The sequence below is a fragment of the Stutzerimonas stutzeri RCH2 genome (genome assembly GCF_000327065.1).
Taxonomy (GTDB): domain Bacteria; phylum Pseudomonadota; class Gammaproteobacteria; order Pseudomonadales; family Pseudomonadaceae; genus Stutzerimonas; species Stutzerimonas stutzeri_AE.
Map to the genome: position 1 here is coordinate 2880001 of NC_019936.1, position 14885 is coordinate 2894885.

13 protein-coding genes (1 of these 13 running past the window's edge) are annotated in these 14885 nt (G+C 61.8%); all 13 read right to left on the bottom strand.

Annotated elements, in window-relative coordinates:
• Positions 1-121, bottom strand: the beginning of a protein-coding gene (locus tag PSEST_RS13120; RefSeq protein WP_015277454.1) for an OprD family porin. The gene continues 1139 nt to the left of window position 1, outside the view; the window shows 121 of its 1260 coding nt (coding positions 1-121); the start codon lies at positions 119-121; the stop codon falls past the left edge of the window.
• A 108-nt stretch (positions 122-229) separates the two neighbouring features.
• On the bottom strand, positions 230-1435 hold the full coding sequence (locus tag PSEST_RS13125; protein WP_015277455.1) for a benzoate/H(+) symporter BenE family transporter: 1206 nt from the start codon (positions 1433-1435) through the stop codon (positions 230-232).
• A gap of 197 nt (positions 1436-1632) precedes the next feature.
• Positions 1633-2574, bottom strand: a complete 942-nt coding sequence (gene catA / locus PSEST_RS13130; protein WP_015277456.1) for a catechol 1,2-dioxygenase — start codon at positions 2572-2574, stop codon at positions 1633-1635.
• 71 nt (positions 2575-2645) lie between these two features.
• Positions 2646-2936 (bottom strand): muconolactone Delta-isomerase, encoded by a 291-nt coding sequence (gene catC, locus PSEST_RS13135; RefSeq protein ID WP_015277457.1) that lies wholly within the window; start codon positions 2934-2936, stop codon positions 2646-2648.
• A 15-nt stretch (positions 2937-2951) separates the two neighbouring features.
• The gene (locus tag PSEST_RS13140) at positions 2952-4073 is read right to left on the bottom strand and encodes a muconate cycloisomerase family protein (protein ID WP_015277458.1); all 1122 of its coding nucleotides are present in this window, start codon (positions 4071-4073) and stop codon (positions 2952-2954) included.
• A gap of 35 nt (positions 4074-4108) precedes the next feature.
• Positions 4109-5452, bottom strand: a complete 1344-nt coding sequence (locus tag PSEST_RS13145; protein WP_015277459.1) for an MFS transporter — start codon at positions 5450-5452, stop codon at positions 4109-4111.
• Positions 5453-5561: 109 nt separating this feature from the next.
• Positions 5562-6341: a 1,6-dihydroxycyclohexa-2,4-diene-1-carboxylate dehydrogenase gene (locus PSEST_RS13150; RefSeq protein WP_015277460.1), complete on the bottom strand. Its 780-nt coding sequence runs from the start codon at positions 6339-6341 to the stop codon at positions 5562-5564.
• A gap of 71 nt (positions 6342-6412) precedes the next feature.
• Complete coding sequence (gene benC / locus PSEST_RS13155) at positions 6413-7423, bottom strand: benzoate 1,2-dioxygenase electron transfer component BenC (RefSeq protein ID WP_015277461.1); 1011 nt, start codon at positions 7421-7423, stop codon at positions 6413-6415.
• Between the two features lie 103 nt (positions 7424-7526).
• On the bottom strand, positions 7527-8015 hold the full coding sequence (gene benB / locus PSEST_RS13160; RefSeq protein WP_015277462.1) for a benzoate 1,2-dioxygenase small subunit: 489 nt from the start codon (positions 8013-8015) through the stop codon (positions 7527-7529).
• Positions 8016-9377: a benzoate 1,2-dioxygenase large subunit gene (benA, locus tag PSEST_RS13165; RefSeq protein ID WP_015277463.1), complete on the bottom strand. Its 1362-nt coding sequence runs from the start codon at positions 9375-9377 to the stop codon at positions 8016-8018. It lies immediately after the preceding gene.
• 240 nt (positions 9378-9617) lie between these two features.
• Complete coding sequence (locus PSEST_RS13170) at positions 9618-10571, bottom strand: AraC family transcriptional regulator (protein ID WP_015277464.1); 954 nt, start codon at positions 10569-10571, stop codon at positions 9618-9620.
• A gap of 186 nt (positions 10572-10757) precedes the next feature.
• Positions 10758-11900 carry an HD domain-containing phosphohydrolase gene (locus PSEST_RS13175; RefSeq protein WP_015277465.1) on the bottom strand — a complete coding sequence of 381 codons (1143 nt, stop codon included), beginning with the start codon at positions 11898-11900 and terminating at the stop codon, positions 10758-10760.
• Positions 11890-14775, bottom strand: coding sequence for an ATP-binding protein (locus tag PSEST_RS13180; protein ID WP_015277466.1), 2886 nt, complete (start codon positions 14773-14775; stop codon positions 11890-11892). The genes PSEST_RS13175 and PSEST_RS13180 overlap by 11 nt, the downstream gene beginning before the upstream one ends.
• Positions 14776-14885 lie beyond the last annotated feature (110 nt).

The following is a 14885-nucleotide window of genomic DNA, read 5'->3' on the forward strand; positions in this document are numbered from 1 at the left end:
TACGTGCTTGCAACGTGGCGGTGGAGTCATCGATGAAGCCACCTTCGGCAGCCTGCACAGCTGGAAAGGCGGAAGCCGCTGCAATGGTCAAGGCGAGTCGGGAGATCATAGGTTTTTGCATGGTTGGCGTCTCTTGTTGTTGTTTGCAGGTGCACGCGGCCGCCCTCCGACGTGGCGTCAGCGGTAACGGCAGCTTTGGTTGCTCGGGTGTGGCGTTGGTGTCGCGAAATCAGCGTGCCGTCTGTTGCCTCTTCGCCGCTGTTGCCCAGGCCGGATGCAAGCGCAGTAGAAGATGGGCAGCGATGCCGAAGATCAGCCCCCAGAACGCAGCAGACAGGCCAAGGAACGACATGCCTGACGCGGTAACCAGGAATGTAATCAGCGCTGCCTCACGGTCATCGGGCACGGCCATCGCAGCGCTCAACGCGCCGCCAATGGCCGCAAGCAGTGCTAGACCGGCCAGGGCAGCAATCAGGGCCGCGGGGAAGGCAGTGAAGATGGAAACCAGCGTCGCGCCAAATATGCCCAGCAATAGATAGAAGACGCCGCCGGATACGCCGGCCACGTAGCGTTTCGCCGGGTTCTCGTGTGCTTCTCGACCGGTGCAGATCGCCGCGGTGATTGCAGCTAGATTCAGGCCGTGACAGCCGAACGGCGCCAGCAATAGCGAGCCCAAGGCACTACTGCTGATCAACGGGCTGGCTGGCGTGCTGTAGCCCGCGTTGCGCAGTACCGCCATGCCGGGAACGAACTGTCCGGTCAGCGCCACCATGATCAGAGGGAAGGCGATATTCAACATGACCTGCCAGCTGAATTCAGGGTTGATCCAGACCGGCGTTGCCAGTCCGATCACCAGGGCTTCGCTGCGCAGCTCCCCTGATGCGATCGTGATCGTCACACCGACCACCAACACCGCGAGCACCGCGTAACGCGGCATGGCGCGCTTGAAGATCAGATAAGTACAGAACATCGCCAGCACCAGCCAGGGCTGCTCCTTGATGGAGACGAAAAGCCCGGTACCGAAGCGGAACAGGATGCCCGCGAGCATCCCTGCAGCAATGGCGGACGGCAGACGATTGATGATGCGATCGAACGCACCGGAAAGGCCGACCAGCAGCACCACCACGCTCGTGACGATATAGGCGCCGATGGCCTCGTTCAGGGTGATGTCGGGCAACATGGTCACCAGCAATGCCGAACCCGGCGCGGACCAGGCGATGATGATCGGCACTTTGTAGCGAAGGCTGAGCAGGATGCCGAGCACACCACTGCCGATAGAGATCGTCCAGACCCAGGAAGACAGTATGTCGTGCGGCATGTTGCCGGCTTTGGCCGCCTGAAAAATGATCACCAGCGGGCCGGCATAGGAAATCACGGTCGCGATAAAACCGGCGACCACGGCGGAGAGCGAGAAGTCTTTGAGCAGAGCTTTCATATCGCCTCGCAAGGTAAGGCTTGGGTGTCCGTGACAGTGTCCGGAGCACTCTTGTTTTATGTGATGCGGCCGGCAAGCCGCATCGCTTGTGTCGCTGACCCGCATTGCGGTGCACATGGGTTGGAAACGCACAGCGCTCCCACTGGCACCATCACCTCGGGTGTGAATGGTTTCATCCATCCACACCCGAGGTGCCATCAGGCGTTCTGCAGAGCGCGCGGGCGGGCGCTGCGCTGTTCGGCTTCCGGCGCCGGAGCAGCCTGCAGCTGGAAGTCGAAGGTCAGTTCGGCGAAGCGGCTGCCTTCGATACCACGGGCGCGGGCGGCTTCGGCGTCTTCGACGAAGCGGATGTCACCGACCAGGCCGTCGCGGGTGGCGTAGGCGAAGTCGTCCCAGAGGTACTCGTCGCCAGCCAGGTTGATCTGGGTGGTCAGGTGACGGTGACCCGGTGCCGAGATAAAGAAGTGGATGTGCGCCGGACGGCGGCCGTGACGACCAAGATGATCCAGTACTTCCTGGGTCGGGCCGTCGAGCGAGCAACCGTAGCCGGACGGCACGATGCTGCGCGCGCGGTAGTTGCCGTTCTCGTCGGTGACGATGCGGCGACGCAGGTTGTATTCCGACTGGCTCTTGTCGAAGTAGGAGTAGTTGCCCTTGGTGTTGGCGTGCCACAGGTCGACCACAGCGTTGGCGACAGGCTTGCCGTCCGGACCGGTGACCTGGCCCTGCAGGAACATCACGGTGGCGACGTCCAGCTCGCTGCCGTCGTCCATGCGCGTTTCAGCTTGGCTAATCGGGGCGCCGGCGACGTACAGCGGGCCCTCGATGGTGCGCGGGGTGCCGCCGGTGAGGCCCTGCTGCTCGTCCTTGGCGTCTTCCAGCAGGTCGAGGAAGTGCTCCAGGCCCAGGCCGGCAACCAGCAGACCGGCTTCGTGGCGACCGCCCAGGCGGTTGAGATAGTCCACGGCCTTCCAGAATTCGTCCTGGGTGATTTCCAGGTCTTCGACGATTTTCGCAGTGTCGACCAAGATGCGGTTGATCACGGTCTTCATGCGGCTGCTGCCGGCGTCGTTGCCGAAGCCGCTGGCTTCCTTGAAGAAGTTCTGAACGTCGCTGGTTTGGGAGATTTTTACAGTCATGGCACAGGCCTCATCTTGTAATTGTGGTCACGGTTTAACTGACCGGGGCGAACCCCGGCTTCGAACAGAAATCAGCGGTCGTCGTCGCGGATCGACGAGGGGTGCCGGCAAAGGGCGTTGACCTCGATCTCCATGTAGGGGAAAAGCGGCAGTTGCATCAGGGTGTCGTGCAGTTCCTGCACGCTGGCCACATCGAACACGCTGTAGTTGGCGTACTGGCCGGCGATGCGCCACAGGTGGCGCCACTTGCCCTCGCGCATCAGGCCTTGAGCGAGTTCCTTCTCGTCGGCCTTGAGCTTGGCGGCCTTTGCCGGGTCCATGTCGACCGGCAGTTTTACGATCATCTTTACGTGGAACAGCATCTGTTCAGCCTCCGGTTACTTGCGAGCGAAGAACGCCAGGCGCTCTTCATCCAGGGTCAGGCCCAGGCCCGGCGTGCGCGGTACTTCCAGCTGGAAGTCGCGGTAGACCGGCGCCTCGGTGACGATTTCTTCGGTGAGCAGCAGCGGGCCGAACAGCTCGGTGGCCCAGGTGAGCTTGTTGATCGTGACGAAGGCATGCGCCGACGCCAGGGTGCCGATGGCGCCCTCGAGCATGGTGCCGCCGTAGAGTGCGATGCCCGCCGCCTCGGCGATCTGCGCGGTGCGCAGCACGGCGCGCGGGCCACCGTTCTTGGCGATCTTCAGGGCGAAGATGCTGGCGGCACCATCGGCGGCCAGGCTGAAGGCGTCCTCGACGCTCTCGATCGACTCATCGGCCATGATCGGTGCCGGGCTGCGCTGGTTCAGACGAACCTGGCCGCCACGGTTGATCCGCGAGATGGGCTGTTCGATCAGGTCGATACCGTTGTCGCCGAGAATGCGGCAGGCGCGCAGCGCTACCGATTCGTCCCAGGCTTGGTTGACGTCGACGCGCACGCTGGCGCGCTCGCCGAGGGCCTGCTTGATGGCGATGACGTGCTTGAGGTCGGCGTTCACTTCGCCCGCACCGATCTTCAGCTTGAAGATGCGGTGGCGGCGGATGTCGAGCATGTGCTCGGCTTCCTCGATGTCCTTGGTGGTGTTGCCACTGGCCAGGGTCCAGGCCACTTCCAGGCTGTCGCGAACGCGACCGCCGAGCAGCTCGCTGACCGGCAGCGCCAGGCGCTTGCCCTGGGCGTCCAGCAGCGCGCTTTCGAGGCCGGACTTGGCGAAGGTGTTGCCCTTCGCCGCCTTGTCCAGACGCAGCATGGCTGCGTTGATATTCGCCGCATCCTGACCCACCAGCAGCGGGCCGAGATGACTGTCGATGTTCTGCTTGATGCTTTCCGGGCTTTCGTTGCCGTAGGCCAACCCGCCAATGGTGGTGGACTCGCCGATGCCTTCGATGCCGTCGCTGCACTTCACGCGGATCACCACCAGCGTCTGCTGCTGCATGGTGTGCATGGCCAGCTTGTGCGGGCGGATGGTCGGCAGGTCGACGACGATCGCCTGGATGCTTTCAATCAGGATGGGGCTCATATCGATTTCCGATTTACCAGTGTCAGTTCAGGGGATCAGGCCTTGGCAGCCGAAATCACCACCGGTGCCGCAACGGTGCTGCGCTTGCTGGAGATGGCGAATACGCTCATGGCCAGCGCCGCGATGATTCCCGGTACGGCGAAGGCCATGAAGTTCAGTTGCAGCGGCAGGTTGATCCCGAGCAGTGCACCACCGAGCAGCGGGCCGACGATGGCACCGTTGCGGCCGATGCCCGAAGCCCAGCCCAGACCGGTGGAGCGGATCGACAAGCCGTAGAACTGTGCGGCGGTTGCGTAGAGCAGGATCTGGGTGCCGATCACGGTGGCACCAGCGATAAAGATCAGGGTGTAGAGCACCGGCATCGGCGTCTTGAAACCCAGCAGGCTGATCGAGACCACGGAGATAGCGAAGAACACCACCACCACCTTGGACAGGTTGAAGCGGTCACCCAGCCAGCCGCCGAGAATCGCCCCGGCCATGCCGCCGAAGTTCAGTGCCAGCAGGAAGGACAGGCTCGAACCCAGGCTGTAGCCGGCGTTGGCCATCAGCTTCGGCAGCCAGGAACCCAGCGCGTAGACCATCAGCAGGCAGCAGAAGAACGCCACCCAGATCGACACGGTGCGCACGCCACGACCGTCGCGGAACAGCTCGAGTACCGACGCGCTCTTGCCCTTGATGTCGCTCATCACCAGTTCGTCGTTGGCGCCGAGCTGGCGGGTCGGATCAACCTTGTTGAGCAGCGCGCGGGCCTGTTCGGTACGACCCTGACGAACCAGAAAACCGACCGACTCCGGCAGATACCAGATGATCACCGGCAACAGCAGCAGCGGCACGGCGGCAGCGAAGAACATCGCTTCCCAGCCGAAACGCGGCAGCATGTAGATACCTAGGCCGGCCGACAACATGCCGCCCAGCGAATAACCGCTGAACATGACCGCGACTAGGGTGCTGCGCAGTTTCTTCGGCGCGTACTCGTTCATCAGCGCAACGACGTTGGGCATCAGCCCGCCGCAGCCGAGTCCGGCGAGGAAGCGGAAGACGCCGAATTCGGTTGGGGTGCTGGCGAAGCCGTTGAGCACGGTGGCCGAGCTGAACAGCACGAAGCAGATGGCGATACCCATCTTGCGGCCGATGCGGTCGGCCAGGGTGCCGAATACCAAGGCGCCGAACATCATGCCGAACAGCGCGTAACTGCCCAGAGCACCGGCTTCCAGCGGGGTCAGGCCCCACTCTTTCATGATCACCGGCAGAACCACGCCGTAGATGAACAGATCGTAGCCGTCGAAGATCAACAGCAGTGCGCACAGGCACACGACCAGCCAGTGAAACCCGTTGAAGCGGGCGTTATCGATGACCTCGTGTACGTCTACTTTTCGCATGGCGAGACTCTCTATTGTTTTTGTTAGTCGCAGGTCGGCCACCGCCGGCGAAACCACCAGTAGCGTCGTGCCCTGGCGTTCCCCCGGCCAAGGCCGGTGTATCGATCACTCAGCCGAGGTCACCGCCTCCCACCGGCAATGTCACCCCGGTGATATAGGACGCATCATCAGAGGCCAGGAAGAGAATGGCGCCGGCTTGCTCGTCGATGGTTCCGTAGCGCTTCATCAATGATGAATCGACGGTCTGATCGACGATCTGCTGGTACCAGATCTTCTCCTGCTCGCTCTGCTCGGCGGCGTTGCGCGGAATGCGGCGTGGCGGCGCCTCGGTGCCGCCCGGCGCGGTGGCGTTGACGCGAACGCCACGCTGGGCATTTTCGAACGCCAGGCAGGCGGTCAATGCATTGACACCACCCTTGGCCGCGCCGTAAGGCACGCGGTTCAAGCTGCGGGTCGCGATCGACGAGACGTTGACGATGGCACCAGCGCCCTGCTCCAGCATGTGCGGCAGCGCGGCGTGGCAGCACCACAGCGTCGGGAACAGCGAGCGACGCACTTCGGCCTCGATCTCGTGCTCCTGGTAATGCTCGAACGGCTTGGCCCAGATGGTGCCGCCGACGTTGTTGACGAGGATGTCAACGCGCCCGAAGCGCGCCTTGGCGGCGTCCATGACGCTGTGACAGTCGGCGAACTGCTCGAGATCGGCGGTCATGGTCAGGACTTCGACGCCCTTGGCGCCGAGCTCATCGGCCAGTTCATGGACCAGTTCGGAACGGTCGACCAGCAGCAGGCGACCACCCTCTTCGCCCATGCGCTCGGCGACGCGACGGCCGATGCCCTGTGCGGCACCGGTGATCACCGCGACTTTGTTCTGGAAACGTTTGTTCATCTACCCAACCTCTGGAATGGCGAGGATTCGGTGGGCAATGCTGCGCAGCTGCCCACCCTACGGTTGGCCGATCAGGCGCTGGCGGCGAACTTCTCGTAGTAGAAATTGGCCGGCTGCAAGCCCTGCTCACGAATGAACTGGTTGACCGACTCGACCATGGGCGGCGGGCCGCACAGGTAGATGTCCACTTCGCCTTCGTTGAGGTGCTTGGGCTCGATGTGCTGGGTGACATAGCCCTTCTGCGGGTACTGACTGTCGGTGCTCGACACGCAGGCGCTGTAGGTGAAGTTCGGGATGCGTGCGGCGAAGTCGGCGAGGCGATCCATCTCCACCAGATCAAAGTCGTTGGACACGCCATAGATCAGGTGCAGCGGATGCTCGCTACCCTGCTCGGCGATCTTCTCCAGCATCGCGGTGAACGGCGCCAGACCGGTACCGCCAGCCAGCAGCAACAGCGGACGCTTGATCTCACGCAGGTAGAAGCTGCCCAGCGGACCTGCCAGGGTCAGGCTGTCGCCGGCCTTGGCCATGCCGCTGAGGAAGCTGCTCATCAACCCGCCCGGGACATTGCGGATCAGGAAGCTGACCTCACCGTCCCTCTGCAGCGAACTGAAGGAATAGGCGCGGGTCTGGTCGGTCCCCGGCACCTGCAGATTGACGTACTGCCCCGGCAGGAAGGCCAGCTGGGTCAGGGCTTCGCCCTTGATCGACAGGGCGATGGTGCTTTGCGACAGCTGGCGGACGTTGCTGATGGTCGCCTCGTAGCTGGCCTGGGCGGTCTTGCAGACGTCCGACGAGGCCGGCACGCGAACCACGCAGTCGCTCTCGGCGCGCATCTGGCAGGTCAGCACGTAGCCCTGGGCGGCTTCGTCTTCGCTCAGCGCGTCTTCGATGTATTCCTCGCCAAGGTCGTACTGACCGGCTTCGGCGAAGCATTTACAGGCGCCGCAGGCACCGTCGCGGCAATCGAGGGGAATGTTGATGCCCTGACGATAGGCTGCATCGGCTACGGTTTCGCCGATCTTGGCGTCGATGAAGCGGGTGACCCCGTCTTCGAAATTCAGTGCGATCTTGTGGCTCATGGCGCACCTCGCTCAGGCGTTTTCTTGTTGTCAGCGCATGGCCTGGCCATGCGCACACGTAAGGTGGGCGAGCAGCGGGTTGGCCGCCGCCCGTCCGGGCGACTCAGATGTGGTAAACGTCTATCACCTGGCGCACGTAGTCGTTCTTCAGCACGACCTTCTTGGCCTTGATCAGCGGGCTCTCACCGCGCGTATCGAGGGTGTAGAAGCTGGTGCCGTAGAAGTGGTCGACGGTCTTGTAGCGGAAGCTCATGGTGTGCCAGTTGAAGCGCACCTTGCAGAAGCCTTCACCCTGCTCGACGATTTCCAGGTTGGTGATGTTGTGCGAGGTACGGGTATCCGGGATCGTCGCACTGGAGCGCTCGGTGCGGATGCGGAACACGCGATCCTCCAGGCCGCCGCGGTTGCCGTACCAGATCAGGGAGATTTCGGTCTGCGGGTTTTCCACCAGCTCGTCGTTGTCATCCCAGGCCGGCATCCAGAAGGAGGCGTCCGATGCGTAGAGCTCGAGCCAGCTGTCCCAGTCCTTGTCGTCCAGGTAGCGCGCTTCGCGATAGAGGAAGTCACGTACCGCTTCGTAGGAAATGGCCATTTACGCGCCCTCCACGTGGATCAGTTGGTCCTGCTCTTTCTTCACGGCCTTGACCATCTGGTCACGCCAGTAGCCGTGCTGCACCACGTACAGACCTTCGTCTTCGGTGCGCACGCCGCTGAGCAGCGGATGCAGGTCGATCTGCTGGGCGCTTTCGTCGGCCCCTTCGATCCAGTGAGCAGCGCCGCGGGACATATCGTTCCACTGCAGCGAACGGCCCTGGAAGCCTTCCTGACAGGCACGGAACTCTTCCAGATCATCCGGCGTGGCCATGCCCGAGACGTTGAAGAAGTCTTCGTACTGACGGATGCGACGGGCGCGGGCCTCGGCGCTCTCGCCCTTCGGTGCGATGCAGTAGATGGTGACTTCGGTCTTGTCGACGGAGATCGGACGGGCGATACGCAGCTGCGAGCCGAACTGGTCCATCAGGTACAGGTTCGGATACAGGCACAGGTTGCGCGAGTGGCCGATCATCCAGTCGGCACGGGCCTCGCCGAACTCTTCGACCAGACGATCACGCTGCGAGAACAGCGGACGGTCTTCCGGGTTGTCCCAGCGGGTCCAGAGCAGCATGTGGCCGTTCTCGAAGGAGTAGAAACCACCGCCCTTCTTGCCCCAGCCGCCGGCGCTCATGGCGCGAATGTCGTCGCCGGCGTCTTTCAGCTTGCGCTGCTGCTGGGTCGCGGCGTAGTTCCAGTGCACGGCGGTCACGTGGTAGCCGTCGGCGCCGTTTTCGGCCTGCAGCTTCCAGTTGCCGTCGAAGACGTAGGTGGAGGAGCCACGCAGCACTTCCAGGCCTTCTGGCGACTGGTCGACGATCATGTCGATGATCTTGCGCGACTCGCCGAGGAAATCTTCCAGCGAGGAAACGTCGGGATTGAGGCTGCCGAACAGGAATCCGCGGTAGGACTCGAAGCGCGCGACCTTCTTCAGGTCATGCGAGCCGTCGCAGTCGAAGCTCTCCGGGTAGCCGGCTTCCTTGGGGTCCTTCACCTTGAGCAGCTTGCCCGAGTTGTTGAAGGTCCAGCCATGGAACGGGCAGGTATAGGTCGCCTTGTTGCCGCGCTTGTAACGGCAGAGCGTTGCGCCGCGATGGCTGCAGGCGTTGATGAAGGCGTTGAGGACCCCATCCTTGTTGCGGGCGATGAAGATCGGCTGCCGCCCCATGGTGGTGGTGTAGTAGTCGTTCTTCTCGGGAATCTGGCTCTCGTGGGCAAGGTAGATCCAGTTGCCCTCGAAGATGTGCTTCATCTCGAGCTCGAAAAGCTCCGGCGCGGTGAAAATCTCACGCTTGCAGCGAAAGATGCCTTTCTCTTTGTCTTCTTCAAGCAGCGAATCAAGGTAGTCGATTCCCAGGGACATGACCGGGGCCTCCGTTGTTATTGTTTCTACGTGATGAAGGCTACGGCGCTGGAGGCGGCATCAATATCCGTTTCCTGCAGGACCTTTATCCGTTTTCTGCACAACGCAAGAAGGCAAATTGACGCACCCACAGGCAGCCGGCGGCCAGCCCGCCCGCAAGGGGGCGGAACAGCTCGACAGCGAGGGTGGTAGTGAAGAAAAGGAGCCGCTGCCGTCGGAATGGCAGCGACTCAAGGGGACTCAGTGATGGCGGCGCAGCGTGTCCGAAGGCAGCTCGCCGAAGGTGCTCTTGTAGCTTTCCGAGAAACGGCCGAGGTGCATGAAGCCGTAGTCCATGGCGATCTCGGTGATGTTGCGCACCTTCGCCGACGGGTCGCTCAGTCGACCGTGGATCTGCTCCAGCTTGCGCTGACGGATATACGATTTGGGCGTGGTGCCAACCTTGCGTTCGAACAGCAGGTAAAGCGAGCGCAGGCTCATGTTAGCCAGTGTGGCCAGCTGCTCAACCGAGATGTCTTTTTTCAGATGCTCATCGATGTAGTCGGTCAACCGCCCGAACGAAGGGCAGCTGTCGCCGAAAGGATCGCGTCGGATATTGCTGGCCAGGCTGAAAAGCAGCTTGCTGGCGATGATCCGACTGTACTGCTCCTGGATTTGCGGGATGCTCTGCTCGGAGCCAGCCTCGCGGCAAATCAGGCTGACCAGGCTGTCGAAGCCATCCAGATCCTTGAGTGCATGGCGATTGGCACTGAAGCGAATGCCGTCGGCAGGTGCCTGCCATTGGTTTTCGCCGCAGGCTTTTTCCAGAAAGGATGCCGGCAACTTGACGATGAGCTTTTCGCAATCATCCGAATAAGTCAGGTCGACCGGGTCGTCGGGGTTGATCAGCAACAGTTCGCCGGGAGTGAAATAGTGCTCCTGGCCTCGCCCGCGCCACAGGCAGTGGCCGCGCTGCAACAGCTGCAGGTGAAAGATGGTTTCCAGCGCCGGCGAAGTGACATGGACACTGCCGCCATAGCTGATCTGGCAGAGGTCGAGTTTGCCGAACTTGCAGTGGCTCAGACTCGCCTGCGGGCTGCCCGTGCGCGGCAGACGAATGCAGTGCGACCCCACGTGCTGATTGACGTAGTCCGAGACGGCATGCGGGTCGGCATGCTCGAAGATCCTGCTTTTATCGCTCAGCAGTCTGTCCATCACCAGGCACTCAAATTATTTTTATCGTTCGCGGCGCTCACGCACCTGCGCCTTTGCACCTGCACTGCAAGTGCTCGGGCTTGATCCATGTCAAGAATATAGGTTGATTCAAGCATAGGAGATTCGACCAACGGACGACATACGTTCGTTCGGTGACCGCACAGTTTTTGTACAGCTTCGAAGCGGTCAGGATCGAGCACGCCGACGCGGAGATAACGCATCGACAACTGATTCTGAGTACTCCTGCTCGGCACCCACCGATGCCGTCTGAGCCAGCGGGTCCGCCAGGCTGTCCTGCATGTCCTCGATCTGTTGGAACATGCCGTTCAGCACGTCGACCAGCGCCGGGTCGAAGTACAAACCCGCCTGCTCACAGATATAGGCCTGCGCCCTCTCCTTCGACCAGGACTCCTTGTAAGGCCGCGGGGAGCGCAGCGCGTCGTACACGTCACACAGCGCCACCACCCGCGCCGCCAGAGGAATCTCTTCGCCCTTAAGTCCGTGCGGATAGCCAGTGCCGTCCCAGCGCTCATGGTGATACAAGGCAATCTCGGCAGCCATTTCCAGCAACGGAGACTCTTCTCCGTCACGCAGGATCGCGTGGCCGATCTGGGTGTGCCGCTGCATGATCTTGCGCTCCAGGTCGGTAAGCGTGCCGGGCTTGAGCAGAATGTGATCAGGAATGCCGATCTTGCCGACGTCATGCATCGGAGCAGCCAGGCGTATGCGCTCCACCCACTCAGCAGGCTGACCGAGCGCCGCCGCAATCAACGCTGCCGACTCACCAATACGGATAATGTGCTGACCTGTCTCGTCATCCTTGTATTGCGCGGCACGCGACAGACTGCAGATGACCGACTGGTAGCTCGCGTTCAGCTGCTCGGTACGTTCGCAAACCTTGCGCTCCAATGTCTCCCGTTCGATCTTCAGCTGCTTGCTGGCCCAGCTCAGCTGCAACTGGTTGCGCACTCGCAGCAGCAGCTCCGGCAGGTCCAGCGGCTTGCTGATGAAATCATTGGCACCCAGCTTGAGGCTGGAGCAACGACTTTCCCTGTCACTGAGCGCGCTGACCATGACCACCATGCGGTTGTGTTCGCGCCCGGAAAGGCTGCGGAGAATGTCGAAGCCGTTGGGCGCCGGCATGTCCACATCGAGCAACAGCAGATCCCAATCGTTCTGCTGCAACCAAGCAAGCCCGGCAGCAGAGTCGCTGAAAGCCATTATCCGTTGCACGCCGATTGCGCGAACGCTGGACTCAAGCAGACGCAGGCTGGCAGTGATGTCATCGATGACGACTACTGTGGAGTGGCGAATCTCATCAGACAACACCTTGAGCCACCTCCGCCAACAGCGCCTCGATCAGCCCGCGCAGCTCCTGCATATCCAGCGGTTTGCGCAATAGCCCCTGGCAGTCCAGGCTTGCCGCTCGCAAGGCTTCGGCGCCAGTGACGGCGCTCAGCACCACGACGGGCACGCCCTGGCAGCGCACATCACGGCGCAAGCGACTCAACAGCTCCTCACCATTCATTTCCGGTAATTTGAGATCGAGCAGCACCAGATCAGGCGGCGCGGCGAGTATCTGCTGCAGCGCGCTGACGCCATTGCTCGCCACCTCGACGAGCGCAATGTCCGCAAGCGCGGTGCGCACCAGAAACTGGCTGGCAGGATTGTCCTCGACGTAAAAGACCCGGGGTAATCCCTGGCGCATCACTGCCTCAAGCGGCGCTTCGCTCCCAAGCAGCGGTAGCTCGATCCAGAAGCTGCTGCCAATACCCGGTTCGCTGTGCAAGCCCATGCGACCCCGCATAAGCGCTGCCAGCTCCTGACAGAGCGCCAGGCCGATACCGGTTCCCTGGATCATGGTGTTCTCGCGGCCGAGGCGCTGGAACGGCTCGAATACCCGGTTCTGCTGATCGCTTGCGATCCCCAACCCGGTGTCCTCCACCAGCAATCGGATATAACCCGCCGCCACCTGATAGCTGAGCGTCACCTGGCCAGCCGGCTTGTTGTACTTGATCGCATTGGATAGCAGGTTGAGCAGGACCTGCCGCAGCCGCCGCGGGTCGGCGCGAACCTGCAATGTGCTTTCGGGCAGATCGACGTTCAGCTGCAGCCCGCGCTCGGCCACTTCCGCCCGCACCAGCTCGGCGCTTTCCTGCATCAGCTTGCTGACGTTGACCATCTGCAGCTCTACAGAGGTCGACTGCAACTGCGTGCCTGACCAGTCGAGGATGTCGCCAACCAGCTGATTGAGATGACGGCTGGCCCTGAGAATCTCATCGAGGAAGTCGGCGTTGCCATCGGGCCGCACGTCCTGCTTCATGCGCATGAGCTGGGCGAACCCCTGGATCGCATTCAGAGGTGTACGCAATTCGTGGCTCATGCTGGAGATGAAGCGAGACTTCGCCTGGTTGGCCACCTGAGCATCCAGGATCGTCTGCCGCAATTCCGCCTCGATACGCTTGAGCCCATCGATGTCGACATGCGTACCGGCGACCAATGTTGCCTTCCGACTGACCGGGTCGCGCTCCAGCACCCTGCCGCGGCTCAGCAGCCAGTGATACTCGCCGTCGCGGCCGGCGAAACGGAATTCGCCCGAATAGCTGTCATCCGTGCCATTGGCCATATGCACGTGAGCCTGGCGAACTCGCTCGACGTCGTCCGGATGCACCCGCAGGAAAAAGTCCTCGAGCGCGATGACATCGCTGGAAAGGCCGAAGCGCTGACAGAAACGCCCGCGAAGCCGGGTCATGCCGGTCTGGTAATTGATTTCCCAGAGGCTTTCGGTGGCACTCTCCAGAACCAATTCAAGACGCTCATGGGTACGCAGGCGCTGCGCTTCGCTGTTTTCCAGCTGCATGCCGACCAGCGACGCGTGCCCGGCCATCTGGTCGAGTTCGCGTATGTCGGAGGACACCCTGGCAGGCAGCCAGTTGCCCTGCCCGATCTGATCCATCATCTGCGAAATGCCGGAAATCGGGGCCAGGAGTTGCTGGCTGAGCCTGCGCGCGCGCGTCCACATGTACGCAAAAAAGGCCAGGTAGAACAGCACGAGACCACCGATCAACAGATAACCGATCTGCTGGTAGCGGCTGGCCAGCGCATTGGTCCGGCTGAACACGTCTTCCTCATCGACGACAGTCAGCAGGCGCCAACCGGTAGGCTCGATGACCGACCATGCCACAAGGTGGGCACGCCCGTTGAGCACGACCGATTCGACACCACTGGGCTTTGCATCGATGGCCTTCGCCAGCGCCACCGTCTGCGGATTCTTGTCCAGCCTGAAGTCGTCCGGCTTGAAGATCTCGCGACGCACAGCATCGTCGTAGGAGTGCTCGGTCAGCTCGTCCAGCCCGAAATCGGCTTCACCGGGTTCGGGCATCGCAAGAATATTCAGACCAGCCCCCACCAGCATCGCATAGCCATTCCATGGCACCTGCAACCGGCCAATCTGCTCGAGAATACCGCCGACCGTGATATCGATCCCGACCACACCTTCGAGGAAGTCGCCACGGTATACCGGTGCGATCGCCGACATCATCCAGCCGTGCCCGGCCGGATCGACGTAGACGTCGGTCCACACCACCTTACGCTCGGGGTTATGCGTAGCATCGGCCAGGTAATAGAAGTTGTAGTTGGGGATCACCATGTCATGCGGATACTGGTCCGGCGTCAGAAACCAGGGGTAGATGTGGTTAAGGCTGTCCCAACTGTTGAAGTACAGACTCGCCACGAGCGGATTATTAAGCTCCATCTCCTTCATCAGCGGCTCCAGAACCGACAGCTTCGCGACCTTCTGTAGGTCCTGCTGCTCGGCCGCCGTGGAGTTCGCATAGAAAACCGCGGCGCCTCCGTCATCTACTGGCGTATAGCGCACACCGTTGTCGCTGAGTGCAAGCTGCGGCAGCACTGGCGTGCTCTCGTCGAGCAACGCGCGGGTAGTGAGATTGCGGTAGGTCTCGGTCAGTGCACGCACCTGCGTAAGCTGCTCGACGACGACGCGGGCTTCCTGATTAGCGGAAGCCTCCAGATCCTCGACGGCGCTTTGCCTCAGGTACTCGATCTGCGTATCGCGAATCGCGTTGTTACTCAGCAGATACACCGCGATGAGCACCATCTCCACTAGAACCAGTGGAATCAGCGCACTCTGGACGAACGCGCGCCAGATCCATTTACGCAGCCCGAGAAAGGTTTTCGACCGCATGAAGGTATTTCCCCGGTTACTAGAGATGCGCAAGAGTTGGCGGGCAGTTCGAATGATCGAGCATGGGCCTGACATACGTTGCCAAACGGCGAATGAGGAACCCAGGTCGC